16 protein-coding genes are annotated in these 17789 nt (G+C 69.3%); 9 read left to right on the top strand and 7 right to left on the bottom strand.

Annotated features, from left to right (window positions below; all coding sequences use genetic code 11):
• Positions 1–118 precede the first annotated feature (118 nt).
• Positions 119–421 (top strand): hypothetical protein, encoded by a 303-nt coding sequence (locus J7357_RS07305; protein ID WP_019801302.1) that lies wholly within the window; start codon positions 119–121, stop codon positions 419–421.
• Positions 422–520: 99 nt separating this feature from the next.
• On the opposite strand, the gene J7357_RS07300 is transcribed toward J7357_RS07305, so the two are convergent.
• From J7357_RS07300 to adh, 3 genes are all read right to left on the bottom strand, one after another.
• Positions 521–916, bottom strand: coding sequence for a DUF779 domain-containing protein (locus J7357_RS07300; protein WP_209245593.1), 396 nt, complete (start codon positions 914–916; stop codon positions 521–523).
• Positions 916–1944, bottom strand: a complete 1029-nt coding sequence (gene adhP / locus J7357_RS07295; RefSeq protein WP_209245592.1) for an alcohol dehydrogenase AdhP — start codon at positions 1942–1944, stop codon at positions 916–918. The genes J7357_RS07300 and adhP overlap by 1 nt, the downstream gene beginning before the upstream one ends.
• A gap of 126 nt (positions 1945–2070) precedes the next feature.
• Positions 2071–3600 (bottom strand): aldehyde dehydrogenase, encoded by a 1530-nt coding sequence (gene adh, locus J7357_RS07290; protein WP_209245591.1) that lies wholly within the window; start codon positions 3598–3600, stop codon positions 2071–2073.
• Between the two features lie 245 nt (positions 3601–3845).
• Between adh and J7357_RS07285 the strand changes: the two genes are divergently transcribed.
• Positions 3846–5744, top strand: a complete 1899-nt coding sequence (locus J7357_RS07285) for a sigma-54-dependent Fis family transcriptional regulator (protein ID WP_209245590.1) — start codon at positions 3846–3848, stop codon at positions 5742–5744.
• A 363-nt stretch (positions 5745–6107) separates the two neighbouring features.
• Here the strand turns inward: J7357_RS07285 and J7357_RS07280 are convergent, their stop codons facing one another.
• Positions 6108–6611, bottom strand: a complete 504-nt coding sequence (locus J7357_RS07280; protein WP_209245589.1) for a hypothetical protein — start codon at positions 6609–6611, stop codon at positions 6108–6110.
• A gap of 290 nt (positions 6612–6901) precedes the next feature.
• A complete protein-coding gene (locus J7357_RS07275) occupies positions 6902–9028 on the bottom strand; it encodes a TonB-dependent receptor (protein ID WP_209245588.1) in 2127 nt (708 codons plus the stop codon).
• A gap of 129 nt (positions 9029–9157) precedes the next feature.
• Between J7357_RS07275 and J7357_RS07270 the strand changes: the two genes are divergently transcribed.
• Positions 9158–10360, top strand: a complete 1203-nt coding sequence (locus J7357_RS07270) for an amino acid aminotransferase (RefSeq protein ID WP_209245587.1) — start codon at positions 9158–9160, stop codon at positions 10358–10360.
• Between the two features lie 218 nt (positions 10361–10578).
• On the opposite strand, the gene J7357_RS07265 is transcribed toward J7357_RS07270, so the two are convergent.
• Positions 10579–12063, bottom strand: a complete 1485-nt coding sequence (locus J7357_RS07265) for an FAD-dependent oxidoreductase (protein ID WP_209245586.1) — start codon at positions 12061–12063, stop codon at positions 10579–10581.
• A gap of 68 nt (positions 12064–12131) precedes the next feature.
• On the opposite strand from J7357_RS07265, the gene J7357_RS07260 reads away from it, so the two are divergent.
• The 6 genes from J7357_RS07260 to J7357_RS07235 all read left to right on the top strand — a co-directional run bounded on the left by J7357_RS07260 (position 12132) and on the right by J7357_RS07235 (position 16281).
• Positions 12132–12599, top strand: coding sequence for a MarR family winged helix-turn-helix transcriptional regulator (locus J7357_RS07260; protein WP_343237398.1), 468 nt, complete (start codon positions 12132–12134; stop codon positions 12597–12599).
• Between the two features lie 118 nt (positions 12600–12717).
• The gene (locus J7357_RS07255; RefSeq protein WP_209245585.1) at positions 12718–13734 is read left to right on the top strand and encodes a class 1 fructose-bisphosphatase; all 1017 of its coding nucleotides are present in this window, start codon (positions 12718–12720) and stop codon (positions 13732–13734) included.
• 256 nt (positions 13735–13990) lie between these two features.
• Positions 13991–14314, top strand: coding sequence for a hypothetical protein (locus tag J7357_RS07250; RefSeq protein ID WP_010340655.1), 324 nt, complete (start codon positions 13991–13993; stop codon positions 14312–14314).
• A 93-nt stretch (positions 14315–14407) separates the two neighbouring features.
• Complete coding sequence (locus tag J7357_RS07245; RefSeq protein WP_244667338.1) at positions 14408–14905, top strand: hypothetical protein; 498 nt, start codon at positions 14408–14410, stop codon at positions 14903–14905.
• A gap of 190 nt (positions 14906–15095) precedes the next feature.
• A complete protein-coding gene (locus J7357_RS07240; protein WP_019799074.1) occupies positions 15096–15368 on the top strand; it encodes a hypothetical protein in 273 nt (90 codons plus the stop codon).
• A gap of 205 nt (positions 15369–15573) precedes the next feature.
• Positions 15574–16281, top strand: a complete 708-nt coding sequence (locus J7357_RS07235; protein WP_209245583.1) for a 2OG-Fe(II) oxygenase — start codon at positions 15574–15576, stop codon at positions 16279–16281.
• Between the two features lie 117 nt (positions 16282–16398).
• Here J7357_RS07235 and J7357_RS07230 read toward each other — a convergent pair whose 3' ends face one another.
• Positions 16399–17484 (bottom strand): PA0069 family radical SAM protein, encoded by a 1086-nt coding sequence (locus J7357_RS07230; RefSeq protein ID WP_209245582.1) that lies wholly within the window; start codon positions 17482–17484, stop codon positions 16399–16401.
• Between the last annotated feature and the right edge of the window lie 305 nt (positions 17485–17789).

Raw genomic sequence — 17789 nt, 5'->3', positions numbered from 1 at the left:
TAGCGCCCGCCCCGTTAGCGGTTCGTGACCGACGCGTGCAAGGGCCGCGATTCGCAATGGCTTCACTGCCGCGGCGGTGAACTGGACCTCCGCCGCCATTCCTCTGGAGGAACCGGACATGTCCACGCCCACCGACCCGCTGCGCCGCGCGGCCCCCCTCCCCGGCGAACAACGCGGCAAGCGCGAGACGCAGCTCAGCGAAGACCGCGGCGCCGGCGACCGGCCCGAGACCATCGTCGAGCACGAACCACGCACCGGCGAGGATCGCCCTGCCCCGCCGGACACGCCGGCGCATTCCACGCCCGACACCGCGCACGGACGGCATGCCGACGCCAACCAGGACGAAGCGCTGGAAGAAACCTTCCCCGCCAGCGACCCTGTGTCGCCGTTCGTGCCGGCGAAGGCGCCGAAGGCGTCGTAGGACGCCGAGGGCAGCGTCGACGCGATGCATCACGTCTGTAGGAGCGGCTTCGGCCGCGATGGGCGTTCCTGGTCACGCCCGTCGCGGCTGAAGCCGCTCCTACACCTTCCCTGCCGCCTCCAACGCGGCGTACTCGCTGTCGGTGAACAGGCGCGAGCGCACCAGGAAGCGCACGCCCTCGCCGTTCTCCAGCGAGAACATGCCGCCGCGGCCGGGCACCACGTCGATGATCAGCTGGGTGTGCTTCCAGTAGGCGAACTGCAACGGGCTGATGTAGAACGGCGCCTGCCCGATCTCGCCTAGCAGCACGTCGCGGTCGCCGACGATGAAGTCGTCCTGCGGATAGCACATCGGCGAGGAACCGTCGCAGCAGCCGCCGGACTGGTGGAACAGCAGCGCGCCGTGCCGCGCCCGCAGCTTGGCGATCAGCTGCAGGGCCGGCAGCGTCGCCAGCACCTGCGGCGGCAGCGCGTCAGTGGGCGCGGGCGCGTCCATCAGGCGGCCATGTCCAGCACGATGCGGCCTTCGATCTTGCCGGCATGCATGCGTGCGAACACGTCGTTGACGTTGTCCAGCGTGTCGGTGGCCACGGTCGCGGCCACCTTGCCCTGCTCGGCGAATTCCAGCGACTCCTGCAGGTCCAACCGCGTGCCGACGATCGAGCCGCGCACGGTCACGCCGTTGAGCACCATGCCGAAGATGTCCAGCGGGAACTGGCCCGGCGGCAGGCCGTTGAGCGACACGGTGCCGCCGCGGCGGACCATGCCGATGGCCTGCTCGAACGCCTTCGGCGAGACCGCGGTGACCAGCGCGCCGTGCGCACCGCCGATCTGCTTCTTCAGGTACGCCACCGGGTCGGTGGTGCGCGCGTTCACCGTCACCGTCGCGCCCAGGCGCGTGGCCAGCGCCAGCTTGGCGTCGTCCACATCCACCGCGGCCACGTTCAGGCCCATCGCCTTGGCGTATTGCACCGCCATGTGACCGAGGCCGCCGATACCGGAGATCACCACCCAGTTGCCTGGCTTGGTGTCGGTGACCTTCAGGCCCTTGTACACGGTGACGCCGGCGCACAGGATCGGCGCGACCTCGACGAAGCCGATGTTCTTCGGCAGGTGGCCGACGTAGTTGGCATTGGCCAGCGCATACTCGGCGAAGCCGCCGTTGACCGAGTAGCCGGTGTTCTGCTGCGTCTCGCACAGGGTTTCCCAGCCGCCCAGGCAGTGCTCGCAATGGCCGCAGGCCGAGTACAGCCACGGAATGCCGACACGATCGCCTTCCCTGACGTGGTCCACGCCCGCGCCCACCGCCACCACGTGGCCCACGCCCTCGTGGCCGGGAATGAACGGCGGATTCGGCTTCACCGGCCAGTCGCCTTCGGCCGCGTGCAGGTCGGTGTGGCACACGCCGCAGGCTTCGATCTTGACCAGGATGTCGCCGGCCTGCGGCCGCGGCACCGCCACTTCCTCGATCGCCAGCGGCTTGCCGAATTCCCGCACCACGGCGGCTTTCATCGTCTTGTCCATTGCAACGCTCCTGAGAAAAACGGGTGATGTCACCATCGCGCGACCGGCGACGGATTGCCTTGATCCAGATCAGTTGGCGGCAACGCGACGACACGCCTGTGCGCGTGCCGCCGCCCTGCCTGCGCGTCAGAAGAAGCCCAGCGCCTTCGGCGAGTAGCTCACCAGCAGGTTCTTGGTCTGCTGGTAGTGGTCGAGCATCATCTTGTGGTTCTCGCGGCCGATGCCCGACTGCTTGTAGCCGCCGAACGCGGCATGCGCCGGATAGGCGTGATAGCAGTTGGTCCACACCCGTCCGGCCTGGATCGCGCGGCCCATGCGGTACAGCCGCGCCGCATCGCGGCTCCACACGCCGGCACCCAGGCCGTACAGCGTGTCGTTGGCGATCGCCAGCGCCTCGGCCTCATCCTTGAAGGTGGTCACCGACACCACCGGGCCGAAGATCTCCTCCTGGAACACGCGCATCCTGTTGTGGCCCTTGAACACCGTGGGCTTGACGTAGAAGCCGCCGGCCAGCTCGCCATCCAGCGCGTTGCGCTCGCCGCCGATCAGCACTTCGGCGCCTTCCTGCTTGCCGATGTCGATGTAGGACAGGATCTTCTCCAACTGCTCGCTGGAGGCCTGCGCGCCGACCATGGTGTTGGGATCGAGCGGGTTGCCCTGCTTGATCGCCGCCACGCGCTTGAGCGCCTTCTCCATGAACTTCTCGTAGATCGATTCCTGGATCAGCGCGCGCGACGGACAGGTGCAGACCTCGCCCTGGTTGAAGGCGAACAGCACGAAACCTTCCACCGCCTTGTCGAGGAAATCGTCGTCCTCGGCCATCACGTCGGCGAAGAAGATGTTGGGCGACTTGCCGCCCAGTTCCAGCGTCACCGGGATCAGATTCTGGCTGGCGTACTGCATGATCAGCCGGCCGGTGGTGGTCTCGCCAGTGAAGGCGATCTTGGCGATGCGCGGGTTGCTGGCCAGCGGCTTGCCCGCCTCCAGGCCGAAGCCGTTGACCACGTTGAGCACGCCCGGCGGCAGCAGGTCGCCGATCACTTCCATCAGCACCAGGATCGAGGCCGGGGTCTGCTCGGCCGGCTTCATCACCACGCAGTTGCCGGCGGCCAGCGCCGGCGCCAGCTTCCAGCACGCCATCAGCAGCGGAAAGTTCCACGGAATGATCTGGCCGACCACGCCGAGCGGTTCGTGGAAGTGGTAGGCGATGGTGTCGTGGTCGATCTCGGAGATGCCGCCTTCCTGCGCACGCACCGCGCCGGCGAAATAGCGGAAGTGGTCCACGCACAGCGGCACGTCGGCGTTGAGCGTCTCGCGTACGGGCTTGCCGTTGTCCCAGGTCTCGGCATAGGCCAGCAGCTCCAGGTTCTGCTCGATGCGGTCGGCGATCTTCAGCAGCACGTTGCTGCGCTCGGTGCTGGAGGTCTTGCCCCAGGCGTCCTTGGCGGCGTGCGCGGCGTCCAGCGCGGCCTCGATGTCCTCGGCATTGGAGCGCGCCACTGCAGTGAACACCTTGCCGGTGATCGGCGTGCTGTTGTCGAAATACTGCCCGCTCTTCGGCTCCACCCACTTGCCGCCGATGAAGTTGCCGTAGCGCGACTTGAAGATGGACTGCGGATCGGTGGCATGCGGCTTGGCGGTGCTGACGGCGTTCATCGTGTGCTCCTTCGGCGGTCGGAAAGGACAGGGCAGGCCCGTCCGGGTAGCTGCAGATGCGCAAGACCGATGCCAGGTTTTGCGTGCTGCGCCGCGCCACGCGTTCGCACCGCGACACAGCGACGCACCCCGTCAGGTTTTGCTGCGCCGCGCCACGCCTGCCGATTGCGCCGCGCCGGCGGATGTGCTGTTTATCGGAACACCCGTATCACCAGGTGTCGCAATCTGCGACAGCGGAGCCGGACATGGCGCAGCACCCTTCGCAACACCAACTCGGCCAGGCCCGGCGGGCCTTCTTCGAACGCGGCGGCGCGCCGGTCGGGCAGGTGCCCGACACCATCCTGCAGTCGTGGCAGCGCTGCCAGCGCCTGGGCCTGGCCGCGGACGCGAAGCCGGCAATCGAGCCGCTGGAGGCCTCGCGCCTGCGCGCCCTGCGCGAGGCGCACGAGCGCCTGTGGCGGCTGGCCCGCGCCGAACTGGAAGGCCTGGCCGGCGACGCCGCGGCCACCGGCAGCATCGTGCTGCTCACCGACGAGGCCGGCTGGATCCTCGACGCCGAAGGCAGCCCGCGCTTCCTCGACAAGGCGGGCAGGGTGGCGCTGATGCCCGGCGCATGCTGGAGCGAACCCCAGGTCGGCACCAACGCGATCGGCACGGCGATCGTCGAAAGCCGCTCGGTGGAAGTGCGCGGTGGCGAACACTACTTCGCCCCGCACCAGATCCTCAGTTGCGCCGCGGTGCCGATCTTCGATCCCTACGGCCGCCTGGCCGGCGTGCTCGACATCTCCGGCGACGCCAGCGTGCAGCACATGCATGCGCTGGCGCTGGCGCGGATGGCGGTGGCCAACATCGAGCACCGCTATTTCGACGACGGCATTCCCGGCTGCGAACTGCTGCGCGTGCATCACGACCCGGCGCTGCTCGGCACCGCACGCGAGGCGCTGCTGGCCTTCCGCAACGGCCGCCTGGTGGCGGCCAACCAGGCCGGGTTGCGGCTATTCGGGCTTGAACGTCACGAACTCGGCCGCGCGCCCTACGAGGCGCTGTTCGAGGAACCGCTGTCGCGGCTGCGCCAGCAGGGCAGCGTGTTCGATCTGCAGGGACGGGCGCTGCACGGACGCATCGACAGCCCGGCCGACGATCGTCCGCGGCGACGCCCGCAGCAGGCGCCGATCACCGTGACCGCGTCGTCGCGGCCCTCGGCCGTGGCAGCGTCCGACGCACCGCTGTTCGACGCCGCACAGGAGTTGGCGCTGGAACGCGCGCGGCGCGTGCTCGACGCGCAACTGCCGGTGCTGGTGCAGGGCGAGACCGGCACCGGCAAGGAAGTGTTCGCGCGCGAACTGCACCGGCGCAGCGCCCGCGCCGGGCGCCCGTTCGTGGCGGTCAACTGCGCGGCGCTGCCGGAAGGGCTGATCGAAGCGGAACTGTTCGGCTACGAGGATGGTGCCTTCACCGGCGCGCGCAAGCACGGCAACCCCGGCCTGTTGCGCCAGGCCGATGGCGGCGTGCTGTTCCTGGACGAGATCGGCGACATGCCGCTGGCCCTGCAGCCGCGCCTGTTGCGCGTGCTGCAGGAACGCGAACTGCTGCCGCTGGGCGGCGGCAAACCGGTGAAGCTGGATTTCGCACTGATCTGCGCCACCCATCGCGACCTGGACGCGGCGATGGCCGAGCAGCGCTTCCGCCCCGACCTGTACTACCGCATCGCCCACCACTGCGTGCAGGTGCCGGCGCTGCGCGCGCATCCGGACCGGCGCACGCTGGTCGCCGAGCTGTGGACACGGCTTGGCCAGGGCAGGCGCCTGACCGAGGCCGCCCTGGCGACGCTGAGCGCCTATGCGTGGCCGGGCAACCTGCGCCAGCTGGTGGCCTGCCTGCGCACGCTGGTGGCGCTGAGCGAGCCGGACGCGCTGGTCGATAGCGACGCGTTGCCGGCCTATCTGCCCGGTGTGCGCGCAGTAGAGCAGGGCAGCAACGCCGGTACCGCGATGCCGTTGCCCGATGCCGACCTCGACAGTCTCGCGCTCGGCGCCATGCGCCAGGCTCTGGACGCCTGCAACGGCAACGTCTCGCAAGCCGCACGCCGGCTCGGCATCAGCCGCAGCACGCTGTACCGGCGGCTGCAGTTGGGCGCGCACTGAGATTGCGTTTCGCTGTATCCGGCTGCGCCGCGCGGTCGTCGACGTCGGGTTTCTCGTAGGAGCGGCGTCAGCCGCGACGCGACTTCATCGGTCATGCCAGTCGCGGCTGAAGCCGCTCCTACAGGACAGCAGTGCTTCTTGCCGAGTTGCGACAGATCCTGCAGAACGCCGCGTCACGGTTGACCGTCGCTTTCGCATCCAGCGTCTTTTTCAGGCGGTACACATCGCCCGCGACTGCCGCGTCCGAACACGGCGGGCAGCGCGCGGCGGCGCCGACGATGCTCCAGGTTCCTTCAAGACCATGGAGCATCACATGCGTCGATCAACCGCAGTTGATCGGCGCGCATCCGCCGTCGGCCTGGCTCATCGCGGCCGTGCCGGTGCCGACGGTGCCGCCACCGCCGTGGACGGCGGCCGCAACGGCGCGCGGGGTTCGCGCCGGATCTGCCGGCCGGTGGCTTCGGCCTGCGTCCTGAGCGCCGGCGGCGCCGTGGGACTGGACGCGACGAACGCCGCCAGTTGCAGCGCCAGCGGTGGATCCATCAGGCGCAGCAGGCCCAGCGCGTGGCCTTGCCGCACGGGATCGTCCGAGGTGATGTCGGCGTAGAAGAGTTCCACGTACTTGCTCTGCAACGAGCGCGCAAACTCCCTGTTCTTGTCTTCCACGCTGAGCTTCGCCAGCGCCAACTGGCCTGCGGAAATCTTGTCCGCGGCGGCATTGCCGTAGAAGGCCAACACCGCCATCGCCAACGGCGCCAGCATCTTCTCCAGGAGCCGGAACGCGCGCTCGGCCGGGGTCTTCCGCGTCTGCAGCGCCTGCTTGAGCCGGGCGACGTCGCTCAGTAACCGGTCGAGCTTGTCTTCCACGGCAAACCCTCCGCGACATCGACGCCTGCATGGGCCATCCATACGGCGCTGCCATCCCTGCGTCTAAGCGTCGCCGGCGGCGACTTGTGAAGCGCGCATGCCACGGTGTGCCGCAGGGCCCGCGGACAGGTCAGGGCAGGGGATCCGGCGCTGCTTGACGAAGCAGTCCTGCGCCGCCGAACAGGAGTTCCCCATCCCGTGGTGCCGCCCATCGCTAGCGGCGATCAGCCAACTACCGAAAAGCGCCACGCTCGGATGGCGCTGGGAGATGCTCCCCTCCTACGACCGGCTCAGTGCGGCAAGTCCCACTGCAACCCAACCGTATAGCTGCGATCCGGCCCCGGCTCGTAGTAGCGGCCATTGCCGTCGTTGACGATGACCGAGCCGATGTAGCGGCGGTCGAACGCGTTGTCGATGCGCGCGAAGGTGCGCAGGGTGCCGTGCGCGGTGGTCCAGCGCCGCGCTGCTTCCAGGTTGAGCAGGGCGTAGCCGGGCGCGGCCTCGCTGGCCAGGTCGTTGACCATTGTGTCGCCGGCGGCCACGCCCTCGACCGCGAACTGCCAGGCGCGCGGCTGCCACTGCCAGCGCGCGAACAGTTGCTGCTGCGGCACGCCGGGCAGGCGGGTGCCGGCGGCCACCACCGCGGTGGGCGTGGCGCAGCCGCTGCTGGCGCAGGTCAGGTAGGCCTGGCGCACCGTCGCCTGCAGCCAGGTGTAGGCCAGTTGCAGTTGTGCGCTGTCGCCCAGCGGCAGGGTCAGGCTGGTCTCGGCGCCCTGGCGGCGGGTGCGGCCGATGTTGCGGTAGGTGCTGCGGCCGTTGGTGTTGCTGGCCACCGCCAGTTCGTCGTCGGTGCTGGCGCGGAACAGGGCCGCGTCCCAACTGGCGCCGGCGGCGTTGCGCCACTTCGCGCCCAGTTCCAGGTTCTGGCTGCGCGCCGCGGCCAGGTCCAGGGCCAGGCCGGCGCCGCCGTCGCGGCGGTAGCCGAGCTCGTTGAAGGTCGGGGTCTCGAAGCCGCGCCCGGCCGAGGCGTAGAGCCGCAGGTCGTCGGTGACGCGGAACACCAGCCCGGCCACCGGGGTGGTCGCGGCATAGTCGGTGCGGCCGCTGTCGTCGGGATTGCGGCCGACGATGTAGGCGTCGTCCGAACGGAACCGCACCTGGCTGTGGCGCAGGCCGGCCAGCAGCGACCAGCGCTCGGCGAACTGCCACCAGGCCTGGGCGAACTGGTCCACGTTCTCCACCCGGTCCTGCTGGTCGCGGCGCAGCCGGCCCTTCACTCCGAGGGTGCTGCCGACGAAGTTCTCGTAGCCGGTGCGGTGCTGTTGCTGGCGGTCGGCATTGGCGCCGACGGTGAACTGGAACGGGCGTCCGGCCAGTTCGCCCTGCCAGGCCCAGCGCGCGTCGAGGCCGCCGTAGTCGCCATCCAGGTCGATCACGCCGCCGGCGTTGAGCGGGTTGCTCTGCGCGCTCACCGGAACCGAGAGGTATTGGGTGACGTCGCGGCGCCCGGCGTAGCCCATCAGGCGCCAGGTCTGCTGGTCCAGCTGCTGGGTGAAGATGGCGCCGGCCTGCACCTGGCGGGTGGACTTGCGGGTGTCGAACTGGCTGGCCGCGGCGGTGGCCTGGCGCGGGTCGGCAGCGGCCTGGGCGCGGCTCAGGCCCAGCGGGTCCTGCGCATCGGGCGCCTCCAGCGCGTTGAGCAGCAGGTCCAGGCGCCGCCCCGGCGCCAGGTCGATGCCGATCTTGGCGTTGAAGGTGGTGCGCTGGGCGTGGCTGTGGTCGCGGTAGCCGTCGGTGCTGAAATGGGTGGCGGCCAGGTTGTAGTGGACCTCGCCTTGCTGGCCCAGCGCCTGCGCGCTGAGCGCCGCGGTGCCGTGGCTGCCGATCGCGCTGCGCAGCCGCCAGGGATCGTCGGGCTGGCCGTCGGCGCTCCACAGCTGCACCACGCCGCCGGAGGAATTGCCGTACAGCGCCGAGAACGGCCCGCGCAGCACCTCGACCCGCTCGCTGCCGAACAGGTTGAAGTTGGACAGCTGGCCCTGGCCGTCCGGCATCGTCGCCGGGATGCCGTCCAGCAGCAGGCGCACCCCGCGCACGCCGAACGCCGAGCGCGCGCCGAAGCCGCGGATCGACAGCTGGGTGTCCTGCGCATAGTTCTGGCGATCGCGCGCGAGCAGGCCGGGCACCCCGACCAGCGCCTCGGACGCCTGTATGCCGAGGCGGTCGCTGTCGCCCAGGCCAGTGGTGGTCAGCGACGCCGGCAGGTCGAAATCGGCCACGCCGCCGACGCGGGCGGCCTGGACCTGCAAGGCGGGCAGGGTGGTGGCCGGCTCCTCGCCAGGAGCGGCGTGGACCAGGGACGACAGCGCCAGGGCGCAGGCCCCGCAGAGCAGGGCGGAGGGCAGGGAAGAAGACATGGCCCATCATCGCCCAACTGCCGCCCGGCCGCACCGGCCAAGCGCGGCAGCGTTTGTTAGGATGAGGTGTTTGACCGCGCCGGCTCCGGTCCTTCCGGCCCCCACCTCCGCCACCGAACGAGTACCGCCGTGTCCTTCTTTGCAAACGTGGAACAGGTCCCAGGCGACCCGATCCTGGGCCTGACCGAGGCCTACAACGCCGACTCCCGCCCGACCAAGGTCAACCTGGGCGTGGGCATCTACTACGACGAAAACGGCCGCATCCCGCTGCTGCGCGCCGTGCAGCAGATCGAGCAGCAGCTGGCGCAGGAAGCCAAGCCGCGCGGCTACCTGCCGATCGACGGCCTGCCCGCCTACGACCTGGCCACGCAGAAACTGCTGTTCGGCGCCGAGTCGCCGCTGCTGGCCGCCGGCCGCGTCGCCACCTCGCAGACCGTCGGCGGCAGCGGCGCGCTGCGCGTGGGCGCGGACCTGCTGAAGAAGCTGCTGTCCACCTCGACCATCGCCATCAGCAACCCGAGCTGGGAGAACCACCGCGCGGTGTTCACCGCCGCCGGCTTCGACGTGGTCGATTACACCTATTTCGATCCGGCCAGCCACGGCCTGAACTTCGACGGCATGCTCGCCGACCTGCGCCAGCTTGCGCCCGGCAGCGTGGTGCTGCTGCACGCCTGCTGCCACAACCCGACCGGCGCCGACCTGAGCCAGGCGCAGTGGCGCACCGTGGCCGAGCTGCTGAAGGAACGCAATCTGTTCCCGTTCGTGGACATCGCCTACCAGGGCTTCGACAAGGGCATCGACGACGACGCCTACGCGGTGCGCCTGCTGGCCGAGGTCGGCATCGACAACTACGTGGTCGCCAGTTCCTACTCCAAGTCGTTCTCGCTGTACGGCGAGCGTGTCGGCGCGCTGTCGGTGGTCTCGGCCAACGCCGCCGAGAGCAAGGCGGTACAGTCGCAGGTCAAGCGCATCATCCGCACCATCTACTCCAGCCCGTCCACGCACGGCGCCGCCCTGGTCGCCGGGGTGCTCAACAGCCCGGAACTGCGTGCGATGTGGGAGCAGGAGCTGACCGAGATGCGCGAGCGCATCCACGCCCTGCGCGCCGGCATGGTGCAGAAGCTCGCCGCCCTGGGCGCGCCGGAGTTCGGCTTCATCCAGCAGCAGGCCGGCATGTTCTCCTACTCGGGCCTGAGCAAGGCGCAGGTGGATCGGCTGCGCGATGAGTTCGGCATCTACGCAGTCGGCACCGGCCGCATCTGCGTGGCCGCGCTGAGCCAGAACAACCTGGACTACGTGACCCAGGCCGTGGCGACCGTGCACAAGGGCTGAGTGCCGCAGGCGAGGCCGCCGTCTGGCGGCCTGGATGCAGTCCGGCCAGGACATCGCACCGGGAGCGCGCAAGCCTCCCGGTTTTTTTATGCCCGACGCCGACGGCGGCGCGTATCGCGCGCCCGGCGTCTGATCACGCGGGCGGCGCTGTGCCGTGTGGCGCGATCGATTGGGTCGCCGCACGGCCCCTGTGCCAACTGCAGTCACGCCAGCGCAGGTCACGCCGCATGCCGTTGGAAATGGCCGATCAGCGCCGCGAGGTCCGGGGTCGCCACCCGTGCGGCGACGTAGCCGTCCGGCCGCACCAACAGCCACTCGCCCGGTTGAGGTGAGTAGGCGTCGGCGAAGTGGCCGTGCACATCGCGCAGTTCCGCGGCCGGGCCGATGATGTGCACGTGCAGGTCGCGGCACGCGGGGGCGAGGGCGCGATCGGCGGCATAGCCGAGCAAAGTCCAGTGGGTACCGCGCAAGACCTCGAACAGCCGTACCGGCTGCCCACCCGCACCGCGCAGCGGCGCATCCGGCGCCCGGTCGCCCGGCTGTATCCGGCGCTCGCCCGCGTCGGCCTGCAGCGACAGCGACGAGGCCCGGTACTGCAGGTCGAGCTGCTGCACCTCGCGACCGCGCCGTTGGTCGCCGTGGTGGGCGCGATCCAGCAACCGCGTGGACAGACCCAGCATCGCGGCGGCGATCGGCCGCCGCTCTTCTTCGTAGGTGTCGAGCAAGGCGGCGGGCGCGCCACGCAGCACCGCGGCCAGCTTCCAGCCCAGGTTGTACGCATCCTGGGCGCTGGTGTTCAGGCCTTGGCCGCCGGTCGGCGGATGGATGTGCGCCGCATCGCCGACCAGGAACACGCGCCCGACGCGGTAGCGATCGGCCAGGCGCGCGTTCATCTGATAGGCCGATGCCCAGCAGACGCGTTCGATCACCAGGTCGTCGCGGCCGGTGCGCGCGCGCAGCATGGCGGCCAGGCCCGCGGCCGACAGATCCACCTCGCCGACAAGCGGCACCGGGGCCTGCAATTGAAACAACTCCGTGCCCAGCAGCGGGCACAGCGAAATGCGCCGCGCCATGTCGTCCTCGTGGAACGCATGCCAGGCATCACGCGGCAGCCCGTGCAGCACGATGTCGGCAACGACCGCGCGTACGCCCAATGTCTCGCCGGAAAAGCCGATGTCCAGCGTGCGGCGCACCGCGCTGCGGCCGCCGTCGGCGCCGATCAGGTAGCGCGTTGCGATGGTCTGCTCGCCGGCCGGCCTGGCCACGCGCACGGCGATGCCCTCGGCGTCCTGCGCGAAATCGAGCAAGGCATGGCCGAACTCCACCTGGTGCCCCAGTTCCGACAGGCGCGCGCGCAACACCGCTTCGGTCAGGAACTGCGGCACCATCAACGGGCTGCGGTAGGGTTCGGCCGGGGTCGCGGGACCGCCTTCCACCACGACCGTGTCGACCCAACTGCCGTCGGCGCGATGGGTGCGCGACACCGGGTAAAGGCCACCGGCAGCGAACAGTCGATGGATCACGCCCATGTCCTCGAACATCTCCTGGCTGCGTGGCTGGATCCCCTTGCCGCGGGAGCCGGGGAAAGGCTGGTCGCGCTGTTCCAGCAGCCGGAACGCGACGCCGCGGCGGGCCAGCTCGATCGCCAGGGTCAAACCGGCCGCGCCGGCACCGCAGATCACCACTTCAGGGGACATCGTCATCGCTGCAGACTCCATAAATGTGCAAAATGCACTTAACTGGAGAGGACGATATGCCTGCCGACAAAAGAGTGCAAGATACACATATCTCGCCCGAACTGAAGTCGCTGCACCTGTCCATGGTCAGCATCGCCAGCGTGATGAACCGCCCGCGCAACGATGCGCGGCTGCTGGAAGAAGCCGGCCTGACCCTGGACCAGGCGCTGTTCCGCCTGCTGGTGGTGATCGAGCGATTCGGGCCGATCGGGGTGGTGGACCTGGCCGAGCGCCTGGGCCGCGACTACACGACCATCAGCCGCCAGGTCGCCAAGCTGGCGGCGATGGCGCTGGTCGAACGCCACGGTAACGCGCAGGACCGGCGCCTGCGCGAGGCCACCGTCACGCCCAAGGGCAAGGACATGACCGACCGTCTGGATGCGGCACGCGAGCGCATCGGCCGGCAGATCTTCGCCTCCTGGGCGCCGCAGGACGTGACGGATCTGGTGCGGCTGATGGCGAAGTTCGCCGCCGCCCTGGAAGCCAGCGAGCGCACGCCATAACGGCGCGCGCGCGGGCCGATGCGCGGCGTTTCGAAGCGCGCGCAGCGCCGCGCATCGAAATCCGTGGCGCAACCCGCGACAATGGCGGTCCCCTTTCTCACGCAAGGCCGTCCTGCCCATGTCGCGAACGTCGCTGACCCGCTTCCTGATCGAAGAACAGCATGCCGGGCGTATCGGCCCGGAACTGCGCCAGCTCATCACGATCGTGTCCCGCGCCTGCAAGCGCATTTCCATCGCGGTCAGCAAGGGCGCCCTGGGCGGCGTGCTGGGCGATGCCGGCACCGGCAACGTGCAGGGCGAAGCGCAGAAGAAGCTGGACGTGCTCAGCAACGACATCCTGCTCGAAGCCAACGCCTGGGGTGGCCACCTCGCCGCCTGCGCCTCGGAAGAGATGGACCACTGCCAGCCGGTGCCCGACAAGTACCCCAGCGGCGATTTCCTGCTGCTGTTCGATCCGCTGGACGGCAGCTCCAACATCGACGTCAACGTCTCGGTCGGCACCATCTTCTCGGTGCTGCGCGCGCCCCCAGGCACCGACACCCCCGGCGACGAGCACTTCCTGCAGCCGGGCACCGCGCAGGTCGCCGCCGGCTACTGCATCTATGGCCCCAGTACGATGCTGGTGCTGACCCTGGGCCACGGCACCCATGCCTTCACCCTGGAGCGCGAGGAGGGCAGTTTCCTGCTGACCCAGGCCGACATGCGCATTCCCGAGGACACCGCCGAGTTCGCGATCAACATGTCCAACCAGCGCCATTGGGAAGCGCCGATGCAGCAGTACGTGGCCGACCTGCTGGCCGGCAGCGAAGGCGTGCGCGGCAAGAATTTCAACATGCGCTGGATCGCCAGCATGGTCGCCGACGTGCACCGCATCCTCACCCGTGGCGGCATCTTCATCTATCCCTGGGACAGGAAGGATCCCGGCAAGGCCGGCAAGCTGCGGCTGATGTACGAAGCCAACCCGATGGGCATGCTGGTGGAGCAGGCCGGCGGCGCCGCCAGCACCGGCCGCGCACGCATCCTCGGCCTGCAGCCGGAACAGCTGCACCAGCGCGTGCCGGTGTTCCTGGGCTCGAAGAACGAGGTGGCCGAGGCGGTGCGGTATCACATGGAACACGACAGCCACCACGGCTGAGCGCGGTGGTGCGGCAGTCGCGCGTCCAGGCATCGCCTGGCCGATGGCGACTGTCGCCACCGCTACCGTATAGTCGGTGCCGCATCGCCGAGGCATGCCCGCGGTCGGTGCAAGGGGAAGTCGCTGCAGGCGGCGCAGTGCGATTCGGCAAGATCGTCCCGGAACGATGGCGGTCGCTGCAAAGCGGTGCGTCGGCTGGGGGGGTGCGCGGTCGCCGCGCCGATGCCGTTCAACAATTCAAACAGGGGAAAGTGCAATGAAACGTGTCTTCGGGCTGTTGCTGCTGCTCGTCTCGGGTGTCGCCTGTGCCGACACCACGCAACAAGGCAAGATCACCCGCGTCGTGGTCGAATCCAACTACGCCTCGGTATGGCTGGAGAACCAGCCGACCAGCAACGAGTGCGCGTCCGATGGGCGTTGGGTGATCGATTTTTCCGCAGACGCCATCGCCAAGGAAAAGTATTCGGCCATTCTCTCCGCCGCTACGTCCAGGACCCAGGTCGTACTGCAGTACACGACCAGCGAGGGCTGTGGCGGCTTCGGCGCGAAGAAGATCCACTACGTCGACCTGCTGTACTGATCGCACGCGCGCCGCGCTCTTGGTTGGGAGCGCGGCGACGCGGCGGGATGCAACCACCGAGACGACAAGGACGTTCCGATGCGCTGGTGCCTGATGCTGATGGCGATGATGTCGAGCGGCGTGGTGTCGGCTGCCGAATCCTTTCGCATGCAGAACCTCATGCTGCTGCAGCCCGAAGCGGTGATGCGCGAGCGTGCCGAGAACGTCGATGCGCTGGCGGCATACGTGAAGGCGCTGGACGCCACTGCATCGCGTGAACTGTCGCGGGTGAGCACGCCCCGGCCCACCTCCGGCTTCGTGGCGGTGGCCGTCCGCCCAGGCGGCCGTTCCCGGGTATGGCTGGATGTGACACCCGCGCTTCCCGACACGGTGGCGAACACGCTGGTCACGGCGCTGGAGCGGGTGCCGCCGTTCCAGGCCAGCGGCGGCGTGGTGGTGTTCGCGCTCAACGTCACCCTGTGGGGCGCGCCGCCGACCGAGCGCCAAGGGCCGTCGCCAGCAGCCTGGCAGCGTGCCGCCGAGGGCCAAGCGGCGCCCATGCAGATCGGCGACCTGGTCGATCGGGTCTGGCCGGCGAATACAGCGCCCTGAGGCCGCGTCCGCGCCTTCGCTTGCGTGCTGGATCCGTCCGTCACTCGAGAGAGCACCTTCTGATCTGACGCGGCGACCGTCGCCTGGCGTTCCGGCTGCGGTAGGGTAGCGGCAGTCAGCGGCATGCGCAGTGCAAGCACCGTTGGCTGTTGGTCACGTGCACCTGATCATATCGGGCGGGAGGAAACCCATGAACCAGACCCTCGTCGTGCTGTTCTTCTTCGCCACCGCACCGGTCGCGCTGATGCCCACCGTCATCGCGCTGTTCACCCGCCACCGCTGGCGAAAGCGGATCGTGCTGATCAACCTGGCGTTGTGGACGCTGTTGTTCTTCGCCGCCCGGAGTTTCACCCTGTACAACTCCAGTCGCTTCGAACTGCCCACCCTGCTGGCGCTGGCAGTATGGCTGGCCCTCCTTGGCATCGCGATCCGCGGCAATCCAGCGCCGGCTGACACGCGCTAGGCATCAGGCACGGCAGCGCGTGTTCCGCTGACGCATGGCCGCGCAATTAAGGTGGATGGATGCCGTCCTCGCCGATTTCGCCGACCGCGAAAACCCAATCCGTACGTGCCGCTGCGGGGGTGCGGTCCACCGGGCGACGACATCCGCAGCTCGCGGCCGCTTCGCTGCGGCTGCAACCCCGCGAAATCGCTGGTAAGGTCGCGCGATGTCCGACACGCATCCCGATTTCATCGAAGTGTTCGAGGGCGCCATGTCCCGCGAGGACTGCGCCGCCATCCTGCGGCGCCTGCGCGGCAGCACCCAACTGCGGCCCGGCGAAGTCGGCAGCGGCGTGTTTCCCGAGCTCAAGCGCAGCCGCGACCTGCGCATCAGCGGTCTGGAGCCGTGGCGCGACGTGGAACAGCGGCTGCAGCAGGCCGTATTCGGTGGGCTGCTCGGCTATCTGCGCAAGTACCCGCAGACCCTGATCTCACCGCTGATGCTGCAGGTGCCGGGCGCGGACGGCCAGCCGCACCGTCTCGGTGCCGACGACTTCGCCCTGCTCGACGACGCCGCGTTGTCCAACCTCGCACGCACCTGCCTGCGTCCGGGCGCGATCAACCTGCAGTGGTACGAGGCGGGCGAGGGCGGCTATCCGTATTGGCACTGCGAGCTGTACCCGCGCGACCCCAGCGCCGAGACCCTGCACCGGCACCTGTTGTGGACCCTGTACCTCAACGACGATTTCGACGAAGGCGAGACCGAGTTCCTGTTCCAGCGCCGCAAGATCGCCCCACGCGCCGGCAGCCTGCTGATCGCCCCCACCGCCTTCACCCACACCCACCGCGGCAACCGTCCGCAGCGCGGCGACAAGTTCATCGCCACGAGCTGGATCCTGTTCCAGTCGGCACAGGCGCTTTACGGCCGGGAATAGGGAATAGGGAATGGGGATTCGTAAAAGCGGCTTTCTTGGCAGCTGGATTGCAGTGGCTGCGTCAGGCCGCGCCGTGCCGCTCTTGCGAATCCCCACTCCCGAATCCCCAATCCCCGCTCAAAACAACACACCCTGCGGCGACGGCGGGCGCGGCGGCAGCGGTTTGACGAAGTGGCTGCAGTCCAGGCGGCGGCGCGGGGACTCGGCATAGCCCAGCCGCTTGTGCGCCAGGGCGAAGCGCCGCGCCAGCAGGTCGGCGTAGACGCCTTCGCCGCGCATGCGCTTGCCGAAGGTGCTGTCGTAGTCCTTGCCGCCACGCAGTTGCTGCACCGTGCTCATCACGTGCGCGGCGCGGTCGGGATGGTGCGCCTGCAGCCAATCGCGGAACAGCGGCGCCACTTCGTGCGGCAGGCGCAGCAGCACGTAGCCGGCGGACTCGGCGCCGGCCTCGCGGGCCGCTTCCAGCACCGCTTCCAGCGCATGGTCGTTGATCCACGGGATCACCGGCGCCACCATCACACCGACCGGGACACCGGCCTCATGCAGGGTGCGCATGGCGCGCAGCCGCGCGTGCGGCGCCGAGGCGCGCGGCTCCAGCCTGGCCGACAGCCGCGGATCCAGCGAGGTCACCGAGAAGTGCACGCTGACCAGGTTGTCGCGGGCCAGCGGCGCCAGCAGATCCAGGTCGCGCTCGACCAGCGCGTTCTTGGTGATCAGCGAGAACGGGTGGCGGGTCTCGGCGAAGACCTCGATCAGGCGCCGGGTCAGCTGCAGCTTGCGCTCGATCGGCTGGTAGGCGTCGGTGTTGATGCCCAGCGCGATCGGGCTGGGCACATAGCCGGGCTTGGCCAGCTCGCGGCGCAACAGTTCCGGGGCATTGGTCTTGGCGAACAGCCGCGTCTCGAAGTCCAGCCCCGGCGACAGGTTCAGATAGGCGTGGCTGGGCCGGGCGAAGCAGTAGCTGCAGCCGTGCTCGCAGCCGCGGTACGGATTGACCGACTGCGCGAACCCCACGTCCGGCGACTGGTTGCGGCTGATGATGCTGCGCGCGGTCTCCTCGCTCACCTGGGTGCGCAGGTGCGGGGCGGCGAATTCCTCGCTGTCGTCGGGATGCCAGCCGTCGTCCTCGGCCTGGCTGACGGTCCGTTCGAAGCGGCCCGGCAAATGGCTGCCGGCGCCGCGGCCCTTGATGACGGTGCTCATCGGCATAGGCTACGCGCCGACCGTCTCGGCGGATGCGACGGCACCGACGGCGGCGCTGAATCTTTCAGGCCGGCACGTACCATTTGGTCGCTTCCCCGGCTTGCGCAGGCATCGAAGGCGATGCCAGCGCCGCAGGTCGTGCTCCTCGGTGGCCGGCGCGTCGACGCCGGTTTTCGCCGAGCCGGCACGCCGTCGCGCGCGAACGCCACACGGCAGGCGTCATCCGGCTGCCGCGTGCGCGTGTCATACACAGTGCGGTGCCGGTTCGCAGAACCATGTGCCGCCAGCGAGCCAGACGGCCGCTG

The sequence above is a fragment of the Xanthomonas sp. D-109 genome, assembly GCF_017746095.1.
In the GTDB taxonomy this organism is placed as follows: Bacteria; Pseudomonadota; Gammaproteobacteria; order Xanthomonadales; family Xanthomonadaceae; genus Xanthomonas_A; species Xanthomonas_A sacchari.
Note: the sequence above shows the minus strand (reverse complement) of the source record. Positions and strands in the feature narration are given on the sequence as shown.

What these genes read in the sequence shown, in the direction of transcription:
- J7357_RS07245 (WP_244667338.1), top strand. Translation starts at nt 14,408, where the DNA reads ATGCTGATGGCGATGATGTCGAGCGGCGTGGTGTCGGCTGCCGAATCC.
- J7357_RS07285 (WP_209245590.1), top strand. Translation starts at nt 3,846, where the DNA reads ATGGCGCAGCACCCTTCGCAACACCAACTCGGCCAGGCCCGGCGGGCC.
- J7357_RS07275 (WP_209245588.1), bottom strand. Translation starts at nt 9,028, where the DNA reads ATGTCTTCTTCCCTGCCCTCCGCCCTGCTCTGCGGGGCCTGCGCCCTG.
- J7357_RS07235 (WP_209245583.1), top strand. Translation starts at nt 15,574, where the DNA reads ATGTCCGACACGCATCCCGATTTCATCGAAGTGTTCGAGGGCGCCATG.
- J7357_RS07265 (WP_209245586.1), bottom strand. Translation starts at nt 12,063, where the DNA reads ATGACGATGTCCCCTGAAGTGGTGATCTGCGGTGCCGGCGCGGCCGGT.
- adhP (WP_209245592.1), bottom strand. Translation starts at nt 1,944, where the DNA reads ATGGACAAGACGATGAAAGCCGCCGTGGTGCGGGAATTCGGCAAGCCG.
- J7357_RS07250 (WP_010340655.1), top strand. Translation starts at nt 13,991, where the DNA reads ATGAAACGTGTCTTCGGGCTGTTGCTGCTGCTCGTCTCGGGTGTCGCC.
- J7357_RS07240 (WP_019799074.1), top strand. Translation starts at nt 15,096, where the DNA reads ATGAACCAGACCCTCGTCGTGCTGTTCTTCTTCGCCACCGCACCGGTC.
- adh (WP_209245591.1), bottom strand. Translation starts at nt 3,600, where the DNA reads ATGAACGCCGTCAGCACCGCCAAGCCGCATGCCACCGATCCGCAGTCC.
- J7357_RS07300 (WP_209245593.1), bottom strand. Translation starts at nt 916, where the DNA reads ATGGACGCGCCCGCGCCCACTGACGCGCTGCCGCCGCAGGTGCTGGCG.
- J7357_RS07255 (WP_209245585.1), top strand. Translation starts at nt 12,718, where the DNA reads ATGTCGCGAACGTCGCTGACCCGCTTCCTGATCGAAGAACAGCATGCC.
- J7357_RS07230 (WP_209245582.1), bottom strand. Translation starts at nt 17,484, where the DNA reads ATGAGCACCGTCATCAAGGGCCGCGGCGCCGGCAGCCATTTGCCGGGC.
- J7357_RS07305 (WP_019801302.1), top strand. Translation starts at nt 119, where the DNA reads ATGTCCACGCCCACCGACCCGCTGCGCCGCGCGGCCCCCCTCCCCGGC.